Source organism: Staphylococcus equorum, from assembly GCF_029531845.1.
GTDB classification, from domain to species: Bacteria; Bacillota; Bacilli; order Staphylococcales; family Staphylococcaceae; genus Staphylococcus; species Staphylococcus equorum_C.
On sequence record NZ_JAMBPV010000004.1, the window covers coordinates 230,716 to 253,867 of the forward strand.

General features: G+C 32.4%; 24 protein-coding genes and 2 tRNA genes. 16 read left to right on the forward strand and 10 right to left on the reverse strand.

The annotated features are described in order from the left end of the window. Window positions 1–66: 66 nt before the first annotated feature. Window positions 67–1,269: a lipoteichoic acid biosynthesis MFS flippase LtaA gene (ltaA, locus tag M4L39_RS07440; RefSeq protein WP_277581468.1), complete on the reverse strand. Its 1,203-nt coding sequence runs from the start codon at window positions 1,267–1,269 to the stop codon at window positions 67–69. Further along, entirely contained in the window at window positions 1,247–2,422 is a 1,176-nt protein-coding gene (locus M4L39_RS07445; protein WP_277581469.1) for a diglucosyl diacylglycerol synthase, read from the reverse strand. Before M4L39_RS07445 ends, ltaA begins: the two co-directional genes overlap by 23 nt. Before the next feature lie 433 nt (window positions 2,423–2,855). Between M4L39_RS07445 and M4L39_RS07450 the strand changes: the two genes are divergently transcribed. From M4L39_RS07450 to M4L39_RS07480, 7 genes are all read left to right on the forward strand, one after another. Beyond that, window positions 2,856–4,340: a UDP-N-acetylmuramoyl-L-alanyl-D-glutamate--L-lysine ligase gene (locus M4L39_RS07450; protein ID WP_277581501.1), complete on the forward strand. Its 1,485-nt coding sequence runs from the start codon at window positions 2,856–2,858 to the stop codon at window positions 4,338–4,340. Then, window positions 4,321–4,569, forward strand: a complete 249-nt coding sequence (locus M4L39_RS07455; protein WP_277581502.1) for a YueH family protein — start codon at window positions 4,321–4,323, stop codon at window positions 4,567–4,569. The genes M4L39_RS07450 and M4L39_RS07455 overlap by 20 nt, the downstream gene beginning before the upstream one ends. 12 nt (window positions 4,570–4,581) lie before the next feature. Further along, window positions 4,582–6,144, forward strand: a complete 1,563-nt coding sequence (locus M4L39_RS07460) for a peptide chain release factor 3 (RefSeq protein ID WP_277581470.1) — start codon at window positions 4,582–4,584, stop codon at window positions 6,142–6,144. Between the two features lie 353 nt (window positions 6,145–6,497). Then, window positions 6,498–7,301: a TerC family protein gene (locus M4L39_RS07465; RefSeq protein ID WP_277581471.1), complete on the forward strand. Its 804-nt coding sequence runs from the start codon at window positions 6,498–6,500 to the stop codon at window positions 7,299–7,301. Window positions 7,302–7,584: 283 nt separating this feature from the next. Then, window positions 7,585–9,369 carry a S1C family serine protease gene (locus M4L39_RS07470; RefSeq protein WP_277581472.1) on the forward strand — a complete coding sequence of 595 codons (1,785 nt, stop codon included), beginning with the start codon at window positions 7,585–7,587 and terminating at the stop codon, window positions 9,367–9,369. An 18-nt stretch (window positions 9,370–9,387) separates the two neighbouring features. After that, on the forward strand, window positions 9,388–10,746 hold the full coding sequence (locus M4L39_RS07475) for a TrkH family potassium uptake protein (RefSeq protein WP_277581473.1): 1,359 nt from the start codon (window positions 9,388–9,390) through the stop codon (window positions 10,744–10,746). Window positions 10,747–10,957: 211 nt separating this feature from the next. Then, window positions 10,958–12,466, forward strand: coding sequence for a bifunctional metallophosphatase/5'-nucleotidase (locus M4L39_RS07480; RefSeq protein ID WP_277581474.1), 1,509 nt, complete (start codon window positions 10,958–10,960; stop codon window positions 12,464–12,466). 263 nt (window positions 12,467–12,729) lie between these two features. Here the strand turns inward: M4L39_RS07480 and M4L39_RS07485 are convergent, their stop codons facing one another. Both M4L39_RS07485 and M4L39_RS07490 read right to left on the reverse strand, forming a co-directional pair. Next, window positions 12,730–13,332 carry a CPBP family glutamic-type intramembrane protease gene (locus M4L39_RS07485; RefSeq protein WP_277581475.1) on the reverse strand — a complete coding sequence of 201 codons (603 nt, stop codon included), beginning with the start codon at window positions 13,330–13,332 and terminating at the stop codon, window positions 12,730–12,732. A gap of 6 nt (window positions 13,333–13,338) precedes the next feature. Beyond that, entirely contained in the window at window positions 13,339–13,524 is a 186-nt protein-coding gene (locus M4L39_RS07490; RefSeq protein ID WP_002508073.1) for a YkvS family protein, read from the reverse strand. Window positions 13,525–13,724: 200 nt separating this feature from the next. On the opposite strand from M4L39_RS07490, the gene M4L39_RS07495 reads away from it, so the two are divergent. Then, complete coding sequence (locus tag M4L39_RS07495; protein ID WP_277581476.1) at window positions 13,725–14,714, forward strand: lipoate--protein ligase; 990 nt, start codon at window positions 13,725–13,727, stop codon at window positions 14,712–14,714. A gap of 103 nt (window positions 14,715–14,817) precedes the next feature. On the opposite strand, the gene M4L39_RS07500 is transcribed toward M4L39_RS07495, so the two are convergent. Continuing rightward, window positions 14,818–15,036 (reverse strand): IDEAL domain-containing protein, encoded by a 219-nt coding sequence (locus M4L39_RS07500; protein WP_069818212.1) that lies wholly within the window; start codon window positions 15,034–15,036, stop codon window positions 14,818–14,820. Window positions 15,037–15,288: 252 nt separating this feature from the next. Between M4L39_RS07500 and M4L39_RS07505 the strand changes: the two genes are divergently transcribed. The 3 genes from M4L39_RS07505 (at window position 15,289) to M4L39_RS07515 (ending at window position 16,172) form a co-directional block, all read left to right on the forward strand. Continuing rightward, window positions 15,289–15,852, forward strand: a complete 564-nt coding sequence (locus tag M4L39_RS07505) for a competence protein ComK (protein WP_277581477.1) — start codon at window positions 15,289–15,291, stop codon at window positions 15,850–15,852. A 154-nt stretch (window positions 15,853–16,006) separates the two neighbouring features. Next, window positions 16,007–16,081 (forward strand) — tRNA-Asn (locus M4L39_RS07510). A 2-nt stretch (window positions 16,082–16,083) separates the two neighbouring features. Beyond that, a tRNA-Ser gene (locus tag M4L39_RS07515) sits at window positions 16,084–16,172 on the forward strand. 210 nt (window positions 16,173–16,382) lie between these two features. Here the strand turns inward: M4L39_RS07515 and M4L39_RS07520 are convergent. The 3 genes from M4L39_RS07520 to M4L39_RS07530 all read right to left on the reverse strand — a co-directional run bounded on the left by M4L39_RS07520 (window position 16,383) and on the right by M4L39_RS07530 (window position 17,825). Beyond that, window positions 16,383–16,517 (reverse strand): alcohol dehydrogenase, encoded by a 135-nt coding sequence (locus tag M4L39_RS07520; protein WP_277581478.1) that lies wholly within the window; start codon window positions 16,515–16,517, stop codon window positions 16,383–16,385. Between the two features lie 13 nt (window positions 16,518–16,530). Further along, window positions 16,531–17,415, reverse strand: coding sequence for a permease (locus M4L39_RS07525; RefSeq protein ID WP_277581479.1), 885 nt, complete (start codon window positions 17,413–17,415; stop codon window positions 16,531–16,533). Window positions 17,416–17,504: 89 nt separating this feature from the next. Continuing rightward, on the reverse strand, window positions 17,505–17,825 hold the full coding sequence (locus M4L39_RS07530; protein WP_277581480.1) for an ArsR/SmtB family transcription factor: 321 nt from the start codon (window positions 17,823–17,825) through the stop codon (window positions 17,505–17,507). A 156-nt stretch (window positions 17,826–17,981) separates the two neighbouring features. On the opposite strand from M4L39_RS07530, the gene M4L39_RS07535 reads away from it, so the two are divergent. From M4L39_RS07535 to M4L39_RS07550, 4 genes are all read left to right on the forward strand, one after another. Continuing rightward, window positions 17,982–18,296, forward strand: coding sequence for an ArsR/SmtB family transcription factor (locus M4L39_RS07535; protein ID WP_277581481.1), 315 nt, complete (start codon window positions 17,982–17,984; stop codon window positions 18,294–18,296). Continuing rightward, the gene (gene arsB, locus M4L39_RS07540; protein WP_277581482.1) at window positions 18,296–19,588 is read left to right on the forward strand and encodes an arsenite efflux transporter membrane subunit ArsB; all 1,293 of its coding nucleotides are present in this window, start codon (window positions 18,296–18,298) and stop codon (window positions 19,586–19,588) included. The genes M4L39_RS07535 and arsB overlap by 1 nt, the downstream gene beginning before the upstream one ends. A gap of 17 nt (window positions 19,589–19,605) precedes the next feature. Next, window positions 19,606–20,001 (forward strand): arsenate reductase (thioredoxin), encoded by a 396-nt coding sequence (gene arsC / locus M4L39_RS07545; RefSeq protein WP_277581483.1) that lies wholly within the window; start codon window positions 19,606–19,608, stop codon window positions 19,999–20,001. Between the two features lie 415 nt (window positions 20,002–20,416). Continuing rightward, complete coding sequence (locus M4L39_RS07550) at window positions 20,417–20,665, forward strand: GlsB/YeaQ/YmgE family stress response membrane protein (RefSeq protein WP_277581484.1); 249 nt, start codon at window positions 20,417–20,419, stop codon at window positions 20,663–20,665. A gap of 356 nt (window positions 20,666–21,021) precedes the next feature. Here M4L39_RS07550 and M4L39_RS07555 read toward each other — a convergent pair whose 3' ends face one another. Next, a complete protein-coding gene (locus tag M4L39_RS07555) occupies window positions 21,022–21,234 on the reverse strand; it encodes a TM2 domain-containing protein (protein WP_277581485.1) in 213 nt (70 codons plus the stop codon). A gap of 175 nt (window positions 21,235–21,409) precedes the next feature. On the opposite strand from M4L39_RS07555, the gene M4L39_RS07560 reads away from it, so the two are divergent. Next, window positions 21,410–21,967: a GNAT family N-acetyltransferase gene (locus M4L39_RS07560; protein WP_277581486.1), complete on the forward strand. Its 558-nt coding sequence runs from the start codon at window positions 21,410–21,412 to the stop codon at window positions 21,965–21,967. Window positions 21,968–22,080: 113 nt separating this feature from the next. Here M4L39_RS07560 and M4L39_RS07565 read toward each other — a convergent pair whose 3' ends face one another. Continuing rightward, window positions 22,081–23,019 carry a 1,4-dihydroxy-2-naphthoate polyprenyltransferase gene (locus M4L39_RS07565; protein WP_277581487.1) on the reverse strand — a complete coding sequence of 313 codons (939 nt, stop codon included), beginning with the start codon at window positions 23,017–23,019 and terminating at the stop codon, window positions 22,081–22,083. Between the last annotated feature and the right edge of the window lie 133 nt (window positions 23,020–23,152).

Genomic DNA, 23,152 nt, shown 5'->3' on the forward strand with positions numbered 1-23,152 from the left:
AAATAAGGAGTCACTAACAACTTGTTAGTGACTCCTTATTTTGTGGCTATAATCTTAGTGAAAATATTATGAGTTAAGATTATATTTTCTTTTTCTAATAAAATATAGACCATAGAATATAGCTAAGAATAAGAATAATAATGCTGAGAAATAAAATGTATTATTTACAGAAGCTGTGAATTGGGTGATTAAACCACCGACAAGTGGGCCAATCATTGAACCAAAGCCTTGTACACTGTTAAATACACCCCAAGTTTCTTCTTGTTCATCTAAATGGATATGGCTTGCCATAAATGTGTTCCACGCCGGTAGTAATATACCATACATCAGACCAATGAAGACTGCTAATATCCATACAAGTGCAATATCTGTAATTAGTGATAAAGCAAATATCATTACCGTATATAGCATAAAACCACCAAAAATGACACTGTACATAAATAACGTGCCATGTTTATCAATGACTTTTGATAAGAAGAGCATTGAAACAGCACAACCAATACCACCAAAGACAAGCGCCATAGTGTATTCTACTGTAGAGACACCGACAACTTTCGTGGCATAAGTAGGTAGGATAGGTACTAACGCCGTGATTGAAGCACCTTGTAACAAAATACCTGGGAATAAAATTAAATGACGTTTTGTAACATCTACGATTTGGCCTAATTGTTGCTTAACTGGTCGAGTATTATAATTCGTAAGTCTTATTTTCACGAAGTAATATAAAATCCAAGCAATAAGCACCACCAACGACATCATAAACGCAAATTTCGTCGGATGGAATTTGAAGATAAGGTTCATACCAACCATACCGACAAGTAAACCGAGGAGCCATGAAAAATAAACATAACCCATTTGTTTGCCACGATTTTTCTCATCAACACTTGCAAGCATAATGACCCATATAGGGCTGACAGCTATACCAAGGAGTACTGCACTGATAATTAGAACAATCGGAGAAGTCGGGAACCAAATGACTAAGAACAAGCTTCCGAATGCAAGTAGAAAACCTAATGTAAGCACGAGTTTTGTGCCTAAACGTTTAAGTAAAAAACCAATGACAAAGTTGGTTGTTGCATCAGCAATAAAATGAACAGAAATAGCGATAGATGTGACACCTACCGCTATTGAGGTTGCTGTTGGAAGTAATGCTAAGTAACTTAATATATACATACCTCGGGCAAACTCCATTAAGAACAAAATTACTAACAAGATTATAAAGTTTTTATTTGAATGATAATTATCTTTATTTAACGAAGAGCTTTGCATATAAAGGAACCTTTCCGTAAACTTCTTCATAGCGTGATGAATGATCTAGTAAATTTAACAAGTCATTACATAACTTGTACGTTGAATATGGAATTCGAGATTCATTCATAGACTGAGTCATTTCTGCTATTTTTGATGGTGTATTTGTTAATGTTGCAACTTGCTGAATTGCTTTTTCAGGTGTGTCAGCAATCAAACCAAACCCTTTTTCTTCAAAGTAATTTGCATTCTCTAATTCTTGCCCAGGAGCAGGATTTAAGAAAATCATTGGTGTCTGACGTGTTAGGGCTTCGGATATTGTGATGCCACCTGGTTTAGTAATCATCAATTGACTTGAAGCCATCCATTCATTCATATGTTTAGTATAGCCTACAATGAGTACGTTGTCGTAATTTTTAAATTGTGCAGATAACGTACGTTTCAATTCTTTATTTTTACCACAAATCATTACGACTTGAGAGTGCGGACTTCGATTTAATATTTCTTGTATCATTTGATCAAAGCCTTTTGATACACCAAAAGCACCTGCAGACATGAGTATCGTTGATTTGTTAGGGTCTAAATGATTTTGACGCAGCCACGAAGTTTTATCAATATCATCTTCGAATTTATCTGCAATAGGGATTCCAGTAACTTTCAAATGTGATTTAGGGATCCCTATGCTAGCAAACTCCTCTTTTAAATCTTCCGTAGCTAGGTAATATCTTTGAGAATGAGGTGTTATCCAGTTCTTTTGCATTCTATAATCTGTCATTACAGTTGCAATAGGAATGTTCATGTCAAATTGTTCTGTCAAAACAGACATTACTGGTGTCGGGAAAGTTAGCAAGATTAAATCAGGCTTTTCCTTTAACAGTAAATTTATTAATTTATTAAGTCCATAGTATTTATAGAAACATTTGTCTAATTGGTCGGGACGACTATAGTAAAATGCTTTGTACATATTTCTGAAATATTTAAAACTGTTAATGTACCACTTTTTACATATAGAAGTCAGTATTGGATGAGCTTCTAAAAACAAATCATGTTCAATAACTGTTAAATTGTCTAGATTAATTTCATTAAACTGGTTCACTACACTTTGAGTAACCTGTAAATGACCATTACCAAAGGATCCAGTAAGGATTAGTATTTTTTTATTCTGAGTAACCATTTAAGCCACCCTCCAATAGTATAAATTTAGCTCATGCTAAGTTTAACGCATTTCCTTGACATGCGAAAGAAAAAACATAATTACTGAAGATTATATCATTTTACATACTGATATGAAATGATTCATACTGATATTCAGAAGTGTGTATGCAGTATATTAAGTCATTGTATATTAATACATTACCACGCTTAATATAAATGTATGCTTGAAAAGTAAAAATTAAGTGAATATATAGAAAGTATTAACAGAATAGTTACATAAAATTAATAAAGCGGTTTAAAACCAAATTAAACTCAAAAAAATCATGTAATTTTCCTATTATAAAAAGTACATATATAATAGGAAGAAATTATTAAAATCTAGATATTAGATTCTATAAAATCAAAGAAAAACGTGTATAATAGAAGTATTGGAAATAAAGGAGCGATAAATGTTGGATGCAAATTTGTTATTTGAAAAAATAAGAGTAAAACAAGTTGTCGGTACGTTAAAGAGAGATGTAACAGATATCACAACTGATTCTCGTACTGCACAACAAGGCAGCGTTTTTGTAGCATCAAAAGGTTACACCGTTGATAGTCACAAATTCTGTCAAGACGTAGTTAACCAAGGCTGCCAAATCGTCGTTGTAAGCCAAGCGCAGGCATTAAACGCAAACGTGACACAAATCATAGTACCGGATACTTTACGCGCAGCAAGTCTATTAGCAAACCAGTTATTTAATTATCCAAGTAAACAACTTGTAACATACGGTGTCACAGGAACAAATGGCAAGACTTCAATCGCTACAATGATACACCATATCTATAGAAAATTAGGTAAAGGTAGTGCTTACTTAGGAACAAATGGTTTTCAGATTAATGAGGAAAAATCTAAAGGCTCTAATACTACACCAGAAACTGTAGCTTTAACTAAAAAAATTAATGAAGCAGTTCAAAAGAAAGCGGAGGCAATGACTTTAGAAGTTTCAAGCCACGGTTTATCGCTGGGACGCTTAAGCGGCGTTAATTTCGATGTGGCAATTTTTTCAAATTTAACACAAGACCATTTAGATTTTCACGGTACAATGGAAGCATATGGCCATGCAAAGTCACTATTATTTAGTCAGCTTGGTCAAGATTTGTCTGAAGAAAAGTTTGTTGTTTTAAATAAAGATGATGAATTTTCTGAATATCTTGCATCAGTATCACCATTCGAAGCGTTTACTTACGGTATTAATAACAATGCACAATTTATGGCAGAAGATATAAACGAATCATTACAGGGTGTGACTTTCAATTTCGTAACGCCAGAAGGTGATTTTTATGTGAAATCACCCTATGTCGGATTATTTAATGTTTCTAATATTATGGCAGCAATGATTGCTGTTTGGAGTAAGGGCGTCAAGCTAAGTGAAATTATAAAAGCAGTTGAAAATTTAGAACCAGTCGAAGGCAGACTTGAAGTATTAGACGCAACGCTACCAATTGATTTGATTATTGATTATGCACATACAGCTGATGGTATGGATAAATTAATCGATGCAGTTCAACCTTTTACTTCACAAAAATTAATTTTCTTATGTGGTTTGGCAGGAGAACGAGATATGAGCAAAGCGCCTGAAATGGGACGTATTGCATGCCGTGCGGATTATGTGATCTTCACACCAGATAATCCAGCAAACGATGATCCTAAAGTGTTAACACATGCACTGGCACAAGGTGCGACACATCATAATTACATTGAGTTTGATGATCGTGCATCAGGAATACGCCATGCGATTGACATCGCAGAACCTGGAGATACAGTAGTGTTAGCTTCAAAAGGCAGGGAACCATATCAAATTATGCCTGGCCATGTAAAAGTACCTCATAGAGATGATTTAATTGGTTTAGAAGCAGCATATAAAAAATTTGGTGGTGGGCCTGTTGAAGATTAGCAGTATAGATTGTAACGGTGTGCATTCAAATTTATATATTTATGAAAATACGAAATTGCAATTATACTTAATTGCGCTCCCAGAATTAAATTGGTCATTAGAAATAGATACAACACTAAATGAAGATGATATCAATGAAGAACTTGTGATACACTTGTTTACGTTACTTGACGAGTCTACAGCGACTAAGATTGCCACAGACATTGTCAAATCGATACTTGAGGATTAAAGGAGATTAAAAATGAGTATAAAGGAAGAAGTAGAATCTAGAAAAACCTTTGCAATTATTTCTCATCCTGATGCTGGTAAGACCACATTAACTGAAAAGTTATTATTATTTGGTGGTGCAATTAGAGAAGCAGGAACTGTTAAAGGTAAAAAAAGTGGGAAATTTGCAACGAGTGACTGGATGAAAGTTGAGCAAGAGCGTGGTATTTCAGTTACAAGTTCAGTGATGCAGTTTGATTATGATCACTATAAAATTAACATTTTAGATACACCAGGGCACGAAGACTTTTCAGAAGACACATATAGAACACTTTTAGCAGTAGATAGTGCTGTTATGGTAATTGACTGTGCAAAAGGAATTGAGCCACAAACTTTAAAACTGTTTAAAGTTTGTAAAATGAGAGGCATTCCAATCTTTACCTTTATTAATAAGCTTGACCGTGTTGGTAAAGAACCTTTTGAATTATTAGATGAAATTGAGTCTACTTTAGAAATTGAAACATATCCAATGAATTGGCCGATAGGTATGGGCCAAAACTTCTTTGGTATTATCGATCGTGATTCACATACGATTGAACCTTTTAGAGATGAAGAAAATACGTTGCACTTAAATGATGATTTTGAATTAGAAGAAGATCACAAAATGAAAAACGATAGTGCATTTTCTCAAGCTATTGAAGAGTTGATGCTAGTAGAAGAAGCGGGAGAAGACTTTGATAACGAAGCATTATTAAATGGTGAATTAACGCCTGTATTTTTCGGTTCGGCATTAGCTAATTTTGGAGTTCAAAACTTCTTGAATGCTTATGTAGACCATGCACCAATGCCGCATAGTCGTCAAACGAAAGAAGAAGTGGAAGTAAAACCTTATGATTTAGATTTTTCAGGATTTATTTTCAAAATTCAAGCGAACATGGATCCTAAACATAGAGACCGTATTGCCTTTATGCGTGTGGTGAGTGGCGCATTTGAACGTGGCATGGATGTCACATTACAACGTACGAAGAAAAAACAAAAAATTACACGTTCAACATCATTCATGGCAGATGATAAAGAAACAGTAAATCATGCAGTAGCTGGAGATATCATTGGTTTATATGATACAGGTAACTACCAAATTGGCGACACTTTAGTTGGTGGAAATCAAAAATTCAGTTTCCAAGAATTACCACAATTCACACCAGAATTATTTATGAAAGTTTCGGCTAAAAACGTTATGAAACAAAAGCACTTTCATAAAGGTATTGAACAATTAGTTCAAGAAGGTGCAATTCAATATTATAAAGCACTTCACACAAACCAAATTCTTATTGGTGCAGTTGGACAGTTACAATTTGAAGTATTCGAACACCGCTTAAAAAATGAATACAATGTCGATGTTGTCATGGAGCCAGTCGGACCGAAAATTGCACGTTGGATAGAAAATGAAGAAGAAGTTAAAGATAAGATGAGTACATCACGTTCAATTTTAGTTAAAGATATTTATGAAAATCATGTATTTTTATTTGATAATGAATTTGCAACAAGATGGTTTGAAGAGAAGTTTCCAGAAATTAAATTATATGGTTTGTTATAAAACTATATTTTGTGTATAATAACGATATTAATAGAATACCTATGACTTTGTAGTCAGAGGGGAGTAACTCAACTGTTATTAAAAAGATATATGAAGCATGCATTTATATGCTTAAGAAACACACTTTATATCTCTTTTTAACATAGTCATTTTATCGTCATTACGAAGCTTGATTGCTTCCGGTAAAATGGGCAGATACAAACTGTCGAGTGAGACCTTTGCTAATAGTGAATAACGCGATCGATTTGTTCTTTAGTGTATAAAAACTAAGTGAATTAAATTTAATAGCGATAATACACTAACTTAGCTTAGGTCTCTATTTTTATGTTAAAAAAATTAAGGAGTTGTCCTATATGGATCCAAGTATGATTTTACCTTATTTATGGGTGCTCGTTGTTCTAGTATTTTTAGAAGGACTATTGGCTGCAGATAATGCCGTAGTTATGGCAGTTATGGTTAAACATTTACCGCCTGAGCAACGTAAAAAAGCTTTGTTTTATGGTTTGCTAGGCGCATTAATATTCCGTTTTATCTCATTATTCTTAATCAGTATTATCGCAAATCTTTGGTGGATACAAGCACTTGGCGCACTATATCTATTATATATGTCCATTAGCAATTTGATATCCTTCTTTAAGGAGAAAGATAAGGAAGAACAAGAAGCTGGAGATGATCACCACTTTGATGAAGATGGTGGAGAAATTCACGCAAGCCCTAAAGAGTTTTGGGGTACTGTATTAAAAGTTGAATTCGCAGATATCGCATTTGCTATTGATTCAATGCTTGCAGCCCTAGCAATCGCAGTGACATTACCTGCTGTTGGTATTCACTTCGGTGGTATGGACTTAGGTCAGTTTGCAGTTATGTTCATAGGTGGTATGTTGGGTGTTGTAATTATGCGTTTCGCTGCAACATGGTTTGTAAACTTATTAAACAAATATCCAGGTTTAGAAGGCGCAGCTTTTGCTATTGTTGGTTGGGTAGGTGTTAAATTAGTGGTCATGGTGCTCGCGCATGAAGAAATCGCTGTTTTACCTGAACACTTCCCACATAGTACGTTATGGCAATCTATTTTCTGGACTGTCATGATATTATTAGTAGTTATTGGTTGGTTAACTTCATTACGAAATAACAAGAAAAAAGAAAATCAAAAGTAAATATTGGATTAACTGGAAAAGCTCATAGAGTTTTTCCAGTTTTTTTATGTAAAAGATGTGGCAATAATAAAGTATTATGAAGATATTTTAATATTGTAGGTTACCAAAATTCAGTAAGCATGAGTCTGAATATTCAAGAATTTCATTTAAAGTTAGAAATTTAAGGAGAAAGTGATTATAATCAGAATATATCTATTTTTATAAAAGAAAATAAGGAAGAATTATCTTTTATGTTATGTCATAATAGAGAGTGAAGATTTATGTAAGATTAGGGGGGATTATGGTGACTCAAAATAAAAAACACGTCATTCCTAAAGAAAAATACGGACGTAAACGACGTGAGTTTTTTCATAATGAAGAACGTGAACAACGTCTACATTTAGAGCATGAGGCCAGAGAACAGCGCGAAGAAAAAGCGCAAAAATTAGCCAAAAATAATGAGGAACGTGTGAAAGAAAATTTAAGAAAAGCACGTATCGAAAAGCTAACACAAGAAGAGATTCAACAGCAACAAGCTTTGATGGCTAAACAAAGTAGTTCTAAAGAAGACATAAATACAACAAGCGATAAACAGACATCAGATAAAGAACAGTCTACAAGTCACCCACAGAAACAAAATGCTATTCATCATACGCATAGTAATTCTGAGCTAGTTACAGATTATCGTCGAGATAATAAAGAAAATGATAATGTGGTTAGTGACAAGGGAGCGTTATCAAAGAATCAGCCGTCGAAAATTGGCGAAGAAGATAACTTTTATTCAGAAGAAGCGCAACAATCCCGAGTTGAACAGTACATTGAAGAGGATGATGTAGATGTAAAAGAACGGGAAAAAGAACAAACAACAGAGCGTAATAAGTATAAATCTCAACAAAAAGAACCGAGTCACGCCAATCAACATGGACAATTAAGTGGTGTTGATAGAGTTAAATATTTCTTTAAGAAACATTGGCCTAAGGTACTTATTGTTATTGCAGTTATACTATTATTAACTTTGATGAATGCAATATTTACTAATGTTGATCAAAACGGTAATGAAAAGGATAGTATCTTCCAAAGTAATAATGGTAAAGAAAAGGCATATACAGCAACTATGAAGAGCGCAAATAGTGCTACGCATTCAGTAGTAACGGTTGAGAATGATACAAGCAACAAAGGTTCTTCTGCAGAGAAAGAGACACAAGAAGCAGGTAAAGAAAATGAGTTAGGATCAGGTGTCGTCTACAAAAAAGTAGGCGACTCTATTTTTATCATGACAAATGCGCACGTAGTAGGAGATAAGGAAGAACAAAAGATTACATATGGTAATGGAGATTACTCGATAGGAAAAGTCATTGGTACAGATAAATTTTCTGATATTGCGGTAGTAAAAGCTAAAGTTAAGTCAGGGAGCGATGTTAAACCAATCAAAATGGGAGATTCAAGCACCTTAGTATTAGGTGAACCCATCATTGTTGTAGGAAATCCGCTAGGCGTTGATTTTAAAGGTAGTGTTTCAGAAGGTATCGTATCAGGCCTTAATCGTCATATACCTGCAGATATTGATAAAGATGAACAATATGATGTATTGATGGATGCATTTCAAATCGATGCACCAGTAAACCCTGGTAACTCAGGCGGTGGTGTGATTAATAGAGATGGTAAATTAATAGGCATTGCATCATTAAAGATTGATATGGATAATGTAGAAGGTATTGCTTTTGCAATTCCAGTAAATCAAGCTGAATCAATAGCAAAAGAACTTGAAGCTAAAGGTGAAGTCAAATATCCTAATACAGGCATTCGCATCATGAATGTGGCCGATATAGATGATGAAGCGCGTCAATCATTAAAATTACCTGAAGATGTAAAATCAGGTGTAATAATTGGTGAAGTTAAAGAAAATTCAACAGGTGAAAAATCTGGGTTGCAAAAAAATGATGTAATAGTAGAATTAGATGGTAAAGAATTAGAAGATAATCTAAGATATAGACAAGTTATTTTTAACCATAAAGATGATTTGGATACATTACCAGCTAAAATATACAGAGATGGTAAGCTTAAGGATATCAAGATTAAATTGAAGTAACGTTGGGGTGAATAAACGTTGTCCATTTTCAATCAATTGTTAAAAAAATCAAGCCCTCAACAAGGGATAGTGATGTATTATATTGTAGCAATTATCGTGGCATTTTTATTGCTTAATTTGCCATTTGTTCATAAATCTGGCGTCAATGTTAATCCAATTGATTCCTTGTTTGTAGCAGTTTCAGGCGTGAGTGTGACCGGTTTATCACCTGTTAATATCGTCGAGACATATACTACTTTTGGACAAATCATAATAATGATTATTCTAAATATTGGTGGTATTGGTGTCATGGCCATAGGTACGATGTTATGGGTTTTTTTAGGAAAACATATTGGCATGCGTGAACGTCAGCTCATTATGCTTGATAATAATAAAGATACAATGAGTGGTACAGTTAAATTGATTCTAGATATTGTCCGTACAATTCTAATTATAGAACTTGTTGGTGCCTCATTATTAGCATTCTATTTTTACAGAGATAACCCAGATCTGCAATATGCAATTATGCAGGGCATGTTTGTAGCTGTATCTGCAACGACAAACGGCGGTTTAGACATTACAGGACAATCGTTAATTCCCTATGCCAATGATTATTTTGTTCAGACTATTGTTATGTTTTTGATTATTTTAGGATCTATAGGTTTTCCGGTATTAATAGAAGTTAAAGCATATATTAAAAATAGAATACCTAATTTTAGGTTTTCATTATTCGCAAAAATTACAACAATGACTTACTTAGTATTGTTTGTATTTGGTGCTATAATTATTTTATTATTTGAACATAATCATGCTTTTCAAAATATGACGTGGCATAAATCATTGTTTTACGCACTGTTCCAATCTGCAACTACGAGAAGTGCGGGATTACAAACCATTGATGTAAGTGATTTTGGAGAAGGTACGAATGTTATTATGAGTCTCTTAATGTTTATTGGCTCTTCTCCAAGTTCAGTAGGTGGTGGTATCAGAACGACTACTTTTGCAATCTTAATCTTATTCTTATTGAACTTTAGCAATAATAATGAAAAAACTTCGATTAAAGCATTTAATCGTGAAATTCATACCACAGATGTACAACGCTCATTTGCTGTTTTTACGATGGCAGGTATACTCACTTTTGCAGGTGCGATTACGATACTTGTGGTCGAAAATGGCAAGATATCATTTCTACAAGCATTTTTCGAGGTAATGTCAGCGTTTGGGACATGTGGACTATCGTTAGGTATTACTGATGACATAAGCGGAATGAGTAAGGTTGTGTTGATGATACTGATGTTTATTGGCCGTGTAGGGCTTATCAGTTTCATTATTATGATTGGTGGCCGTAGAGAGCCAGATAAAAACCATTATCCGAAAGAACGTATCCAAATTGGTTAAGTTATAGTTAAACCCTTTCTTGTGAAATTGCAAGAGAGGGTTTTTGTTTTAATAATTCATAAAATAGCGTATAACTTTTAAATATAGAAGGTTGTTGAATAGTTTCAGCAAGGTTTCTCAAATTATTAAAATTCTAAGAATGTAATATTTCCTTTTGCTATCATGGGTATTTAGAAACATGTTAAACTGAAGGAAATGAGGGGAGAGGCATATGAAAAAAAGTGAGAGAATTACAATAGATGTTATCACAACTTCAGATATGCACAGTCATTTTCTAAATGGGGATCATGGTTCTAATATATATAGAGCAGGTACTTATGTTAAAACGAAAAGAAAAGAAAATGAACATGTGATTTTGTTGGACAGTGGCGGTAGTTTGGCTGGTTCATTGGCTGCATTTTATTATGCTGTTGTTGCGCCATATAAGCGTCATCCTATGATAAAATTGATGAATGCTATGCAATATGATGCAAGTGGTATCAGTCCTAATGAATTTAAATTTGGTTTATCCTTCTTTTCAAGAGCAGTCTCTTTATCCAGGTTCCCATGGTTATCGGCGAATATTGAATATAAGCGTACACGAGAACCTTATTTTTCTACACCATATACGATAAAAGAAATAGAAGGCGTCAAGATAGCTATTGTTGGATTGACTTCAGATGGATTGATGAACCGTGAACACTTTGAAATGGAAAATGAGTTGCAAATTGATAAAACTTTAGTGGCTTCTAAAAGGTGGATTCGCTTTATTCATGAAACTGAAATGCCAGATTTTCTCATAGTCATATATCATGGTGGTATAAACCAACTTAATAAATCAGCAAATGAACGCGAACAAAACGTGAATGAAGCGGAAAAAATTATGCAATCATTAGGTGTTATTGATTTACTGATCACCGGTCATCAACATCAAACCTTTATTGGTAGAGATGATCAAACACTGTATGTACAAGCAGGTCAAAATGCAGAACAATTAGTCCATGTAAAAATTAACTTTAAGCAAAGAACTACCTCATATGAGTTAGAAGATGTCGAGTCACAAATTGTTGATTTAAACGAGTATAAAGAAGACGAGGATTTACTAAATTTAACATTTTATGATAGAAAAACAGTTGAACATTGGGGCGAAGAAGTTTTAAATGTTACACCTCTTTCTGCTCAAGTAAATGGTTTAGCAGATGTTATTACAAAACCACATCCTTTTACACAACTTTTACACGACGGTATTCGCTCAGAGTTTGATTATGATATTTCATGTGTACACTTACCTACTAGTGGAGAAGAAGGCTTAGAGGCAACAGTTACCAATAAAACATTATATAAAGCATATCCGCATCCTGACGTGCCAGTTGATTTAACTATAAAAGGGCAGCAAATTAAAGACATTCTAGAATATGGCTATTCACATATAGAATTTAGCCAAGGCGAACTTAGTTTAACAATTATTGATGAAACATTATGTACTTTTTGGCAAGGTGTGGATTATACGATAGATATGAACGCTGATCCATTTAATCGTGTTAATTTAAAAAACATTAGGCTGAATCATATGTATCGTGTAAGCATGACAGATTATTGTTATAGAAATTATAGACAGTATTTAGAAAATGCAGTTATTCACGAAACTGGAGAAATCACAATGGTAGAATTAATATCTAGAAATTTGAAGAATGCACATTATAAAATAAACCAAAAACAAAGCTTTAATGTAATAACATAGATTAAAAGATTATAATATAAATACTATTTCATACTCGCTTACATAAGGCACAGCCTTAATCTGTAGTCTTCGACTCGTGCTTGATCGTTCGAATTCGGTAGGCGTCTCGTATGAAATCGTGTTGGATTAACTAAAAAAGGTTTGCCTATTAAACGTAGTCATTTCATATAACACAAAAAACTGGAAGAGGATGAGACATAATACATGTCTCACTCCCTTCCAGTTTTTAATTTTTAGTAGAACGTGTAAAGTTCTACAATAGGTTAAGCGTGGAATATTAATAGAATTACAACTGCAACAATTTGTGCAATTACAGTAGTAGCAATTCTACGCGTATAAAAGTAGCTTATTGAGAGTGCAATTTGTACGATGAAGATGAAGAAAACAATCCATAAATTATCTAGATAGTAGAATAATGAAGCTGAGCAAAGCGCCGTAATTATAATACTAAGCCAACTTGGTATGTTTAATTTAATCAATTCTTTTTGTAAAACTGTTCTCATATAAAGTTCATGACAAGGTATAACAAAGACTAATGTTATTAACATTTGCCATTTAAAATATACACCTGTTCGTGTTAATTCTTTAATTAATTCAAGATATTTTATATCCGAAGAAATTGCTGCAATAATCAGCTGAATAATAATTAATACGATACCAGTAACAATTCCGACACCTAGAGAAGTAAGTAACCTCTTAGATTCTATATCTCTTTGATAAAAGATATAACTAATACCAGCTATGAGCATGATGCCGGTATATAAATACCAATACTCTTGTTTCTCTCCCCACATAATGTAGAGGATAATGTGGAATACAATAAAGCTTAAAAGAAACCATATTAAAGCCTTTGAAATTCTATGCATTTTTTACTATCCTTCTTGTTCAACGATTGTATATCGCTTATGATTAATGACAGTTTTTTCAGGTAAGTCTAGATCATTAAAGTTCTCCATAATCGTTAAATCAACAATTACTGAATTATCATTAATTTTCTCTACACGGCCTTTTAAACCATCATAAAATTCTACTATATTTCCAACTTCTGCAACAGTCATTTGTAGTCCTCCCTAGAAATGCTAACTAGATAGTATTATACAAAAAAACTTAAGACAAATAAACAAATAACCATTAAATTGTGCGATATAAACAGATTTTGAAACTTTTTATCATATTTAAAGTGAATGATTGGCATTTTCAGTGGAAATATAGCATAAATAAGGTAAGGATATATTTATAGGAAAAAGGAGTGCAATAGATGAAGTTTATTAGTAATAATGATATTACAGATCCAACGCTAAATTTAGCAATGGAAGAATATGTTTTAAAAAATATGCCGAAAGATGACAGTTATTTTCTATTTTATGTGAATAGACCGTCTATTATAATTGGTAAAAACCAAAATACAATTGAAGAAGTTAACAAACCATATATTGATGCACATAATATTGATGTTGTGAGACGTATATCTGGTGGGGGCGCTGTTTATCATGATGAAGGTAATTTAAACTTCAGTTTTATAACAGATGATGATGGTAACAGTTTCCATAACTTTAAAAAATTTACTGAACCAATCCTTGAAGCATTAAAATCACTTGGCGTTGATGCTGAAATGACTGGGAGAAATGATATTCAAGTAGGTCAAGCTAAAATTTCAGGCAATGCTATGGTAAAAGTGAAAGATCGTATGTTTAGTCACGGTACATTAATGTTAAATAGTGAATTGAGCGAAGTTCAAAACGCATTAAAAGTTAATCCTGCGAAAATTAAATCTAAAGGGATTAAATCAGTACGTAGCAGAGTCGCAAATATTTCAGAATTTCTTGAGGCACCTATTGATATCGATAACTTTAAAGAGATTATCTTAAAAACTATTTTTGGTGAATCAAATCAAGTCGAAACATATCAACTTACAGACGAAGATTGGAAAAATATTGAAAAATTGAGTGATGAGAAATATCGTAATTGGGACTGGAATTATGGTAGAAACCCAAAATATAACTTTGAAAGAGAAGAGAAATTTGATAAAGGCTTCGTTCAAATTAAATTGGATGTTAAACAAGGTCGTATCGAACATGCAAGAATTTTTGGAGATTTCTTTGGTGAAGGTGACATTACAGAACTAGAAAATGCATTAGAAGGTACGTTACACGAATTTGATAGTATTGAAGAAGCATTTTCAAACTACGATATTTACCATTATTTTGGTGATATCGCGCGCCATGAACTGATTAGATTAATGTCATAAGTAAGAGTTATTAATAAGAATAAATGCAACTCAAAAAGGCCTATTCTCTAACTTATAAGTGTAAGTAGGGAATAGACCTTATTTTAAATAACAATCGATTAAATTATCCAACGAGAAATTCCTCCAGGTTTCTGTATTCTTCAGTATAACGTTTGAAATCCTGCTCGTTTTTATTCTTAAGTGCATGATCAATGAGGTGTTCTAACTGCTGCTTACGGACATTTCTTAACGACTCATCAATGATTAATTCAATACCTAAATCATTGATCGTTGACACAAAAGATTCTAATGAATTGTATTTAACATTTGTATTGTTTTTCATTTTCAACACAGCCCCTCTATCTATATTTACATATAGTATACAGCCTTTTATTTTTGAAATCAATGAATAGTCAGACTTTTCCGAAAATATATGTGTAATTTGCAACTTTTCAAAAAGTGAGAAAATGCAAAAGTATAACAACTAAAAATCAATTGCAGAAAACTTATAAAATATTTTATAATATAAGTTGATTTTAAATTCTTTGTGTTATATTATTTGAGTATCACCATAAGCTTTAAGGAGGCGTCAGCTATGATTCAACAATACATTATTAAAAAGGGTGATATGGTTCTTCAACCATGTAATTTATCAATTGGACAAAATGAAGGCACTAATATATTAAGGTATAAGGAGTCGCGTGATATCGTAAAGGAACGAACACACAAGATTATAGATCGTTCATGTAGATTTTATGGCAGCAGTTATGTATTTAAAAAAGAAGACACAATGAGAATTACAGGCATTAGTAGTAAACCCCCAATTTTATTTACTCCTTTATTTCCTACTTATTTTTTTCCTACACATTCAGACCGAAAAGAAGAAAACACTTGGATCAATATTCATTATGTACAAACAATAAGAGCTTTAAAAGATAAAAAATGTAAAGTCACATTTGTCGATAATCAAACTATAGTTGTTAATATTTCAGCACATAGCATGCATCATCAATACTTAAATGGTATATATTATTACTATATGATGGATAGAGCAGCTAGGGTGGCTACTTTTGATCCTGAATCTCCGATAGACTATACGAAACCCCAATTAAATATTTATGAAGCATTAGCTAAATATTCTCTGTTTGAAAATAAATAGCAAAACATTTCCGAAAATTAAATGTAAAAATGTCATATGTGGAATATTATATTAATTTAGTGTAAATATTCCGCATATTTTTTTGCTAAAGGTACTTGAAAATTTTTCTGTAGTTGATATAATAGTATTTGTGCTTGATTGAGATATCAATTATTCCACAGTAGCTCAGTGGTAGAGCTATCGGCTGTTAACCGATCGGTCGTAGGTTCGAGTCCTACCTGTGGAGCCATTGGAAACGTACTCAAGTTGGCTGAAGAGGCGCCCCTGCTAAGGGTGTAGGTCGCGCAAGCGGCGCGAGAGTTCGAATCTCTCCGTTTCCGTTAATAAAAACAAGATTTTTAATACCGAAGTCCTTAACAGGGTTTCGGTATTTTTTGTTTTGAAAATTTAGATTTTGTAAATCCATAAATTAACATTTAATAATATTATAGTGAGTAATAGATATATATGAAAAAGGAATCTCCCATAAGTTTAGAAGATTCCTTTTATTAATTAGTATTTAATATTTTTAGCGCTTTAAAATTGAAAAATTAGCAATAATTTTCGTTGTTTTCTTCTTTTTCCTCGTTGTTTTCTTCTTTTTTATCCGTATGTTCTTCAATTTCTACTGAACAACACGATTGTTCTTGTGGTTTTAATTTTTTTAATGCATCTTTGAGCCCCATTTACTACACCTCCTTAAACAATTAAGTTAACAATTAGACCAGTAGCAATTGCTACGACTAAAATTGCTATAACAAAAGATATTACAAATTTCTTTTTAAATAATTTGGATAATAATACGACTTCAGGAATACTTGTGCCTGCGCCACCTATAATTAACGCGACCACTGTACCTAATGACATGCCTTTAGATACTAATGCTTCAGCTATAGGAAGCATTGTTTCTGGTCTGATATACATTGGAATACCAATAATAGAAGCAATAACAACTGAGGTAACGCCATCGCCACTTGCATACTGAGTTATAAATGTTTCTGGAATAAATCCATAAATAAACGCACCTATAAATACACCAAAAACTAAATAAGGTAACATTGGATAAAGGAAAGCCCATGCATCATTTAGTGCTTGCTTAACTCGAGATCCTGATTTATTTGAGAAGAAACCATCGCCTTTAACAGTAACGCCTTTATAACTCTCTGACAGATTCATTTTTGAAAATACAAGACCTGTTAAAATACTGAAAATCGCTATGACAATAAAATAAACAACAGCAACTTTCCAACCTAATAGAATCCATAGCATAAATATCATGAGCGGATTCATGAGTGGGGAAGCGATTAAGAAACTCATAGCTGGACCAAATGGAACTTTTGAGTTTAATAATCCAGCAAGTATAGGAATAGTAGAACAAGAACAAAATGGTGTGATAGCCCCAAAAGCCATTCCTAATACATAGTTAGTTGCTTTGTTAGGTTTGCTCAATAACCTTCGTATTTTATCTTCTGAAACGAGTTGCTGAATTAAACTTACGATAAAACTTACAACTATAAATAGTGCTAGCAATTCAAAAAATAACATTAAAAATGTTTTTATGAATTCGATAATTGACGCTGTCATGAGTGAAGCTCCTCTAAATTTATTAATCAACTTTTATTGATATATTGATCAAAAAAGGTTGATTAACATAATGTGAAACAAGTTAAAAACTATAATATTTTACAACAGGTATCTTCAGTTAATACGACTTGAATTTGTGCTTCGTTGATTTTGTAGTAGTTCCATGTACCATGCTTTTCAAGGATTAAAATTTGTGCATCGACTAATTTTTTTAAATGATAAGAAAGTTTGGATTGTTTTAAATCTAATAACGCTTCTAAGTCACATACACATAGTGATTTATTAGAACTCTGACTAATTTTATTAAGTATTTTTAGACGGTTTTTGTCGGCAAGTGCGTTGAACATATTTTCATAATAGGTTAACCTGTCATCTTCATTTAAATGGTTTGCATTTTTTATAACGTCCATAGATTACACCTTTCTAATTAATCAATTTTTTTTGATGTATTAACTATAATATATCATAATCATTTTTTCAATTAAAAATGCAGGGTATTATTAATTGAATATAGACAACCATCTATATAGATGATATTCTATTTATTTGTGAGAGGAGAGATAAACTTGTCATATAAAGACTTATCGGTCGTATTAAAAGTTTTGTCTGACCCTAGTAGGTTAGAAATTTTGGATTTACTTTCTTGTGGTGAATTATGCGCATGTGATGTATTGGAACATTTTCAATTTTCGCAGCCAACGTTAAGTCATCATATGAAATCATTGGTAGAGTGTGAGTTAATTACTACGCGAAAATTGGGTAATAAGCGCATGTATCAGCTTAACCACGATGTATTTGAACAAATTAAGCAAAGTTTAAATCTAATAAATACTTCAAATGAATTATGTATTTGTAAAGATATGAAGTCAGGTGAGTGTTAATGGTGACGATATTAGCAATCACAATATTTGTATTAACGTTAATTTTTGTTATCTGGCAACCTAAAGGTTTAGACATTGGTATTACTGCATTAATTGGTGCTGTAGTGGCTATAATTACTGGTGTTGTGAGTTTTTCAGATGTACTGGAAGTTACTGGGATCGTTTGGAATGCGACTTTAACGTTTGTTGCAGTTATTCTTATTTCACTCATATTAGATGAAATTGGGTTCTTTGAGTGGTCTGCTATACATATGGTCAGAGCATCAAAGGGTAATGGCTTAAAAATGTTTATCTTTATCATGCTATTGGGTTCAGTTGTAGCAGCATTCTTTGCAAATGATGGTGCTGCTTTAATACTGACGCCTATTGTTTTAGCAATGGTGCGTAATTTAGGCTTTGATAAAAAAGCAATATTTCCATTTATTATTGCGAGTGGTTTTATAGCAGATACAACTTCATTACCACTTATTGTTAGTAATTTAGTTAATATAGTTTCTGCAGACTATTTCGACATTGGATTTATTGAGTACTTCAGTAAAATGATTATACCTAATATATTCTCGTTGATCGCAAGTATTTTTGTTTTATGGCTTTACTTTAGAAAGTCTATTCCGGGCAAATTTAACGAAGTGAATATTAGAGAGCCAAGAGAAGCGATTAAAGATAAAAAGCTTTTTAACATCTCATGGATTGTACTTGCTATCTTACTCGTTGGTTATTTAATAAGTGAGTTTATAAATATTCCAGTATCTATTATTGCTGGTATCATTGCTTTAATATTTGTATTACTGGCGCGTAAATCTAAAGCCGTGCATACGAAACAAGTAATTAAAGGTGCACCATGGAATATTGTTTTATTCTCCATTGGTATGTACCTCGTCGTATTTGGTCTTAAAAATGTGGGTATTACAACACTTCTTGGTGATGTACTAACCAATATTTCAAGTTACGGTTTATTTAGTAGTATCATGGGCATGGGCTTTATAGCTGCATTTCTTTCATCTATTATGAACAACATGCCAACTGTATTAATAGATGCAATAGCAATTGGTCAATCGAGCGCCACAGGAATATTAAAAGAAGGCATGATTTATGCCAACATTATTGGGTCTGATTTAGGGCCTAAAATAACACCAATTGGCTCTTTAGCCACACTTCTTTGGTTACACGTGCTAACTCAAAAAGGAGTGAAAATATCTTGGGGTGTATATTTCAAAACGGGAATTATTATCACAATCCCTGTCTTATTTGTAACCCTATTAGGTTTATATTTAACATTAATTATTTTCTAAAAGAGAGGTAATAGTAAATGAATAAAAAAACAATTTACTTTATATGTACTGGTAATTCTTGTCGTAGTCAAATGGCTGAAGGCTGGGGAAGAGAAATACTCGGTGAAGAATGGAATGTTTACTCAGCAGGTATCGAAACGCATGGTGTAAATCCTAAAGCTATAGATGCTATGAAAGAAGTTAACATTGATATTTCAAACCATACATCCGATATGATTGATAGTAATATTTTAAAACAGTCTGATTTAGTTGTTACACTTTGTAGTGATGCTGATGATAATTGTCCAGTTATCCCGCCTAATGTAAAAAAAGAACATTGGGGCTTTGATGACCCAGCAGGTAAAGCGTGGTCAGAATTTCAACGTGTAAGAGATGAAATAGGCGATACAATTAAACGATTTAAAGAACTATAAGTAACGCTATTTGTTGTTCTAAACTGAAAAATAAAAAAAGAGCATAAATCAAACCTTCAAAGTAGGCACTGAAAGTGAAAACTTTGAAGGTTTTTTACACGTCAAAATAAAAAAGTATATTAATAATTATAATGTATAAATATTTAAATTTTAAATAATAATAATGTTTTTAAATAACTAGTTAGGGAAAAGTGTATTATAAACACCAAGATTATGATGCAATAAACGTAATAAATTTTTGATTTTAATTCAAAATCTTGCGTGATTAAATATATCTTGATGTTGTAAGAAAAATAAGAAAGTCATTATAAAATATTTTTGTTTTTAAAATAAATATTGTTTACGATGTTGTATATAAACAAAAAAAGTGGTAAGCTATGCAACGTGGTAAACTAAGAAAATAGGAGAGATATATATGGGCTTTATTATTATGATTATAGTAGGCGGTTTAATTGGCTGGTTAGCTGGCGCAATTTTAGGTAAAGATATTCCAGGTGGAATTATTGGTAACATTATTGCAGGATTAATCGGTTCAGCTATTGGTAGTAAATTGTTAGGCACTTGGGGACCAGTCTTAGGTGGCGTTCCAATCTTACCAGCATTAATTGGGTCAATCGTATTAATCCTAATTGTTTCATTTATTATGAAAGCAATTAGAAAATAATATATAACCACTTACCATTTGGTGGGCATTTTTTAATTTTTATTTATTTTGATATTTATAGGTTTGTGCATATGTAAAAAAAACTAACCGTTTCTTATTTTAGAGACGGTTAGCTTTTTATTTTTTCGTAAACTTAAATATATGTGAAATCTATTTTTTACTTATTAAATTTTTAATGCCTTTAATAATAAAGCCTACTACTACAGATCTGAATACACGTGTTATAATATTTTTCATTGTTAATCCTCCTAAGTTACAATTCAAATTTGCTCAATTTGCTGTATAGTTTCTTTACCCAATTCTAGATAAAATATTGGAGAAAGTAAAAAGTTCTTTAACTTTTAATAAAATAGTGTTTATTTTTCAAAAGAAATAAGACCGTCTTCATCTGCTTTGTTAAAGAAAATCGTGATGATGCCACTAATTATAGCGATAACGTATGGAATGCCTGTCCAAAAGAACAATAAATGTATAATACCTTGTAAAAGTTGATTTGAATAAAATTTATGAATGCCACCCCAACCAAGTATAAATGCAAGTATAACGTAAATGACTTTATTTACTTTCATATGTCTAATCCTTTCATTTTAAAATTATTATCTTAATTATCTCTTATATTAATCAATACAACAATCGAAAACAATTAATGAAAAACGAATTCTCGTAAAAATTCAATGATTACTTCGAATTTTTTATTTAATTCATATATAATATAGTTAAATAAACATATTAAGGAGAATACAAATGATTAGAAAAGCTAAACCTAACGATAAACATGAAATTGCAAAATTATGTTATATCATTTGGAGCCAATTAGACATAGATTTAGTGGAGTATACTGAAGAAGAGAGACTACTAAAAATTATGGAACAAAGTATGGTTGATGTGCAATATAGGGGCCATTATAGTAACACGTGGGTATACGAAATCAACGGTAAAATTGCTGGCTGCTTGATTGCATACCCTGGCGACAAAGAATTAGAATTTGAAAAAGCTTGGTTAGATATGGAATTAGATGAAGATATTAGAGCTTATGGAACGCCAATGCCAATGAAAGAAGCTAATGATGATGAATGTTATATCGAAACAGTTGCTACATTTCCAGAATACAGAGGGCAAGGAGTTGCTACTAAATTAATTAAACATGTATTAGAAACGTATCCCGATGAAAAATGGAGCTTAAATTGTGACTTACACAATGATGGTGCGTTACATGTTTATAAAAAATTAGGATTCCAACCTACAAGTGAATTCGATTTATATGGTCATATGCATTACCACATGGTACATATAAAAGACTGAGTTTTTATCTCTGTTAAAAAACAAAAAATCGACCTTCATGAGTATGAAGATCGAAAAAGTAATACTTACTTTATTTGATTCGTTTAGTTAAAGCTTGTTTATTGCTAAATGTATTAAATACCGCCAAGCAGAGCACTAATATAAATACCAAGTGCATATAGTAGACCGAAGAATGTGTTCGTTTTTCCTGTTGCAGCCATTGCTGGCATCATAGTGGCTGGAGTATCATTCTTTTTGAACCTACGTACAGCTTTGATTGGTAGTGGAAATGACAGTAAAGCAAGTAAAAAGAAAATTGAACCACCAGGTTGGAAGAACGTAATATAAATGACTAATGCATACGCAACAATGTACATAAATGCTAAGAAGCGTATAGAATTATTTTTACCCAATAAAATAGGTAATGTCTTACGACCACTTTCTTTGTCTTTAACACGGTCACGAATATTATTGGCCATATTGATTAAACCGATTGTTATAACAATTGGAAGACTAATCCAAACAACTAGGCTTTGTAAGTTACCTGTTTGAATGAAGAATGAAATTAAAATAATAATCATACCCATGAAAATGCCAGAGAATATTTCACCAAATGGTGTCCAAGAAATAGGGAATGGCCCACCCGTGTATAAATAGCCAATTGCCATGCACACGAGACCAATTGGTATGAGCCAGAATGAACTGTTGATGGCTATGAATAGTCCTAGTAAAGCAGCAATAACATAAAATGAAATGGCTATATTCATGACTAATTTAGGACTCATGCCGTTACGAACTATTGCACCACCAATTCCTACAGAAGTGTGGTCATCTAATCCTTTTTTGAAATCATAGTATTCATTAAACATGTTTGTCGCAGCTTGTATTAATAAACAAGCGATTAACATGGCTAAGAGCAAAGCAAGGTTTAGATGATCTTCACTACCGAGCAGGAATATTTTTGCAGTAGCAGTACCAACAAGTACTGGAACCACTGCAGCAGTTAAAGTATGTGGTCTCATTAAGTGCCAGTATTTTCTGACAGTAGAATATTGTTGATATTGAGATGCCATAAAGTTTTATACCTCGAATTCTTTTATATTAAAATATTTTTTATCAAATTTATTTTAATGGAAGAACTTGTAAAGGTCAAATAACGTAGAAATTATATAAATGAAATAGGCTAGATACCATACACACATTGTG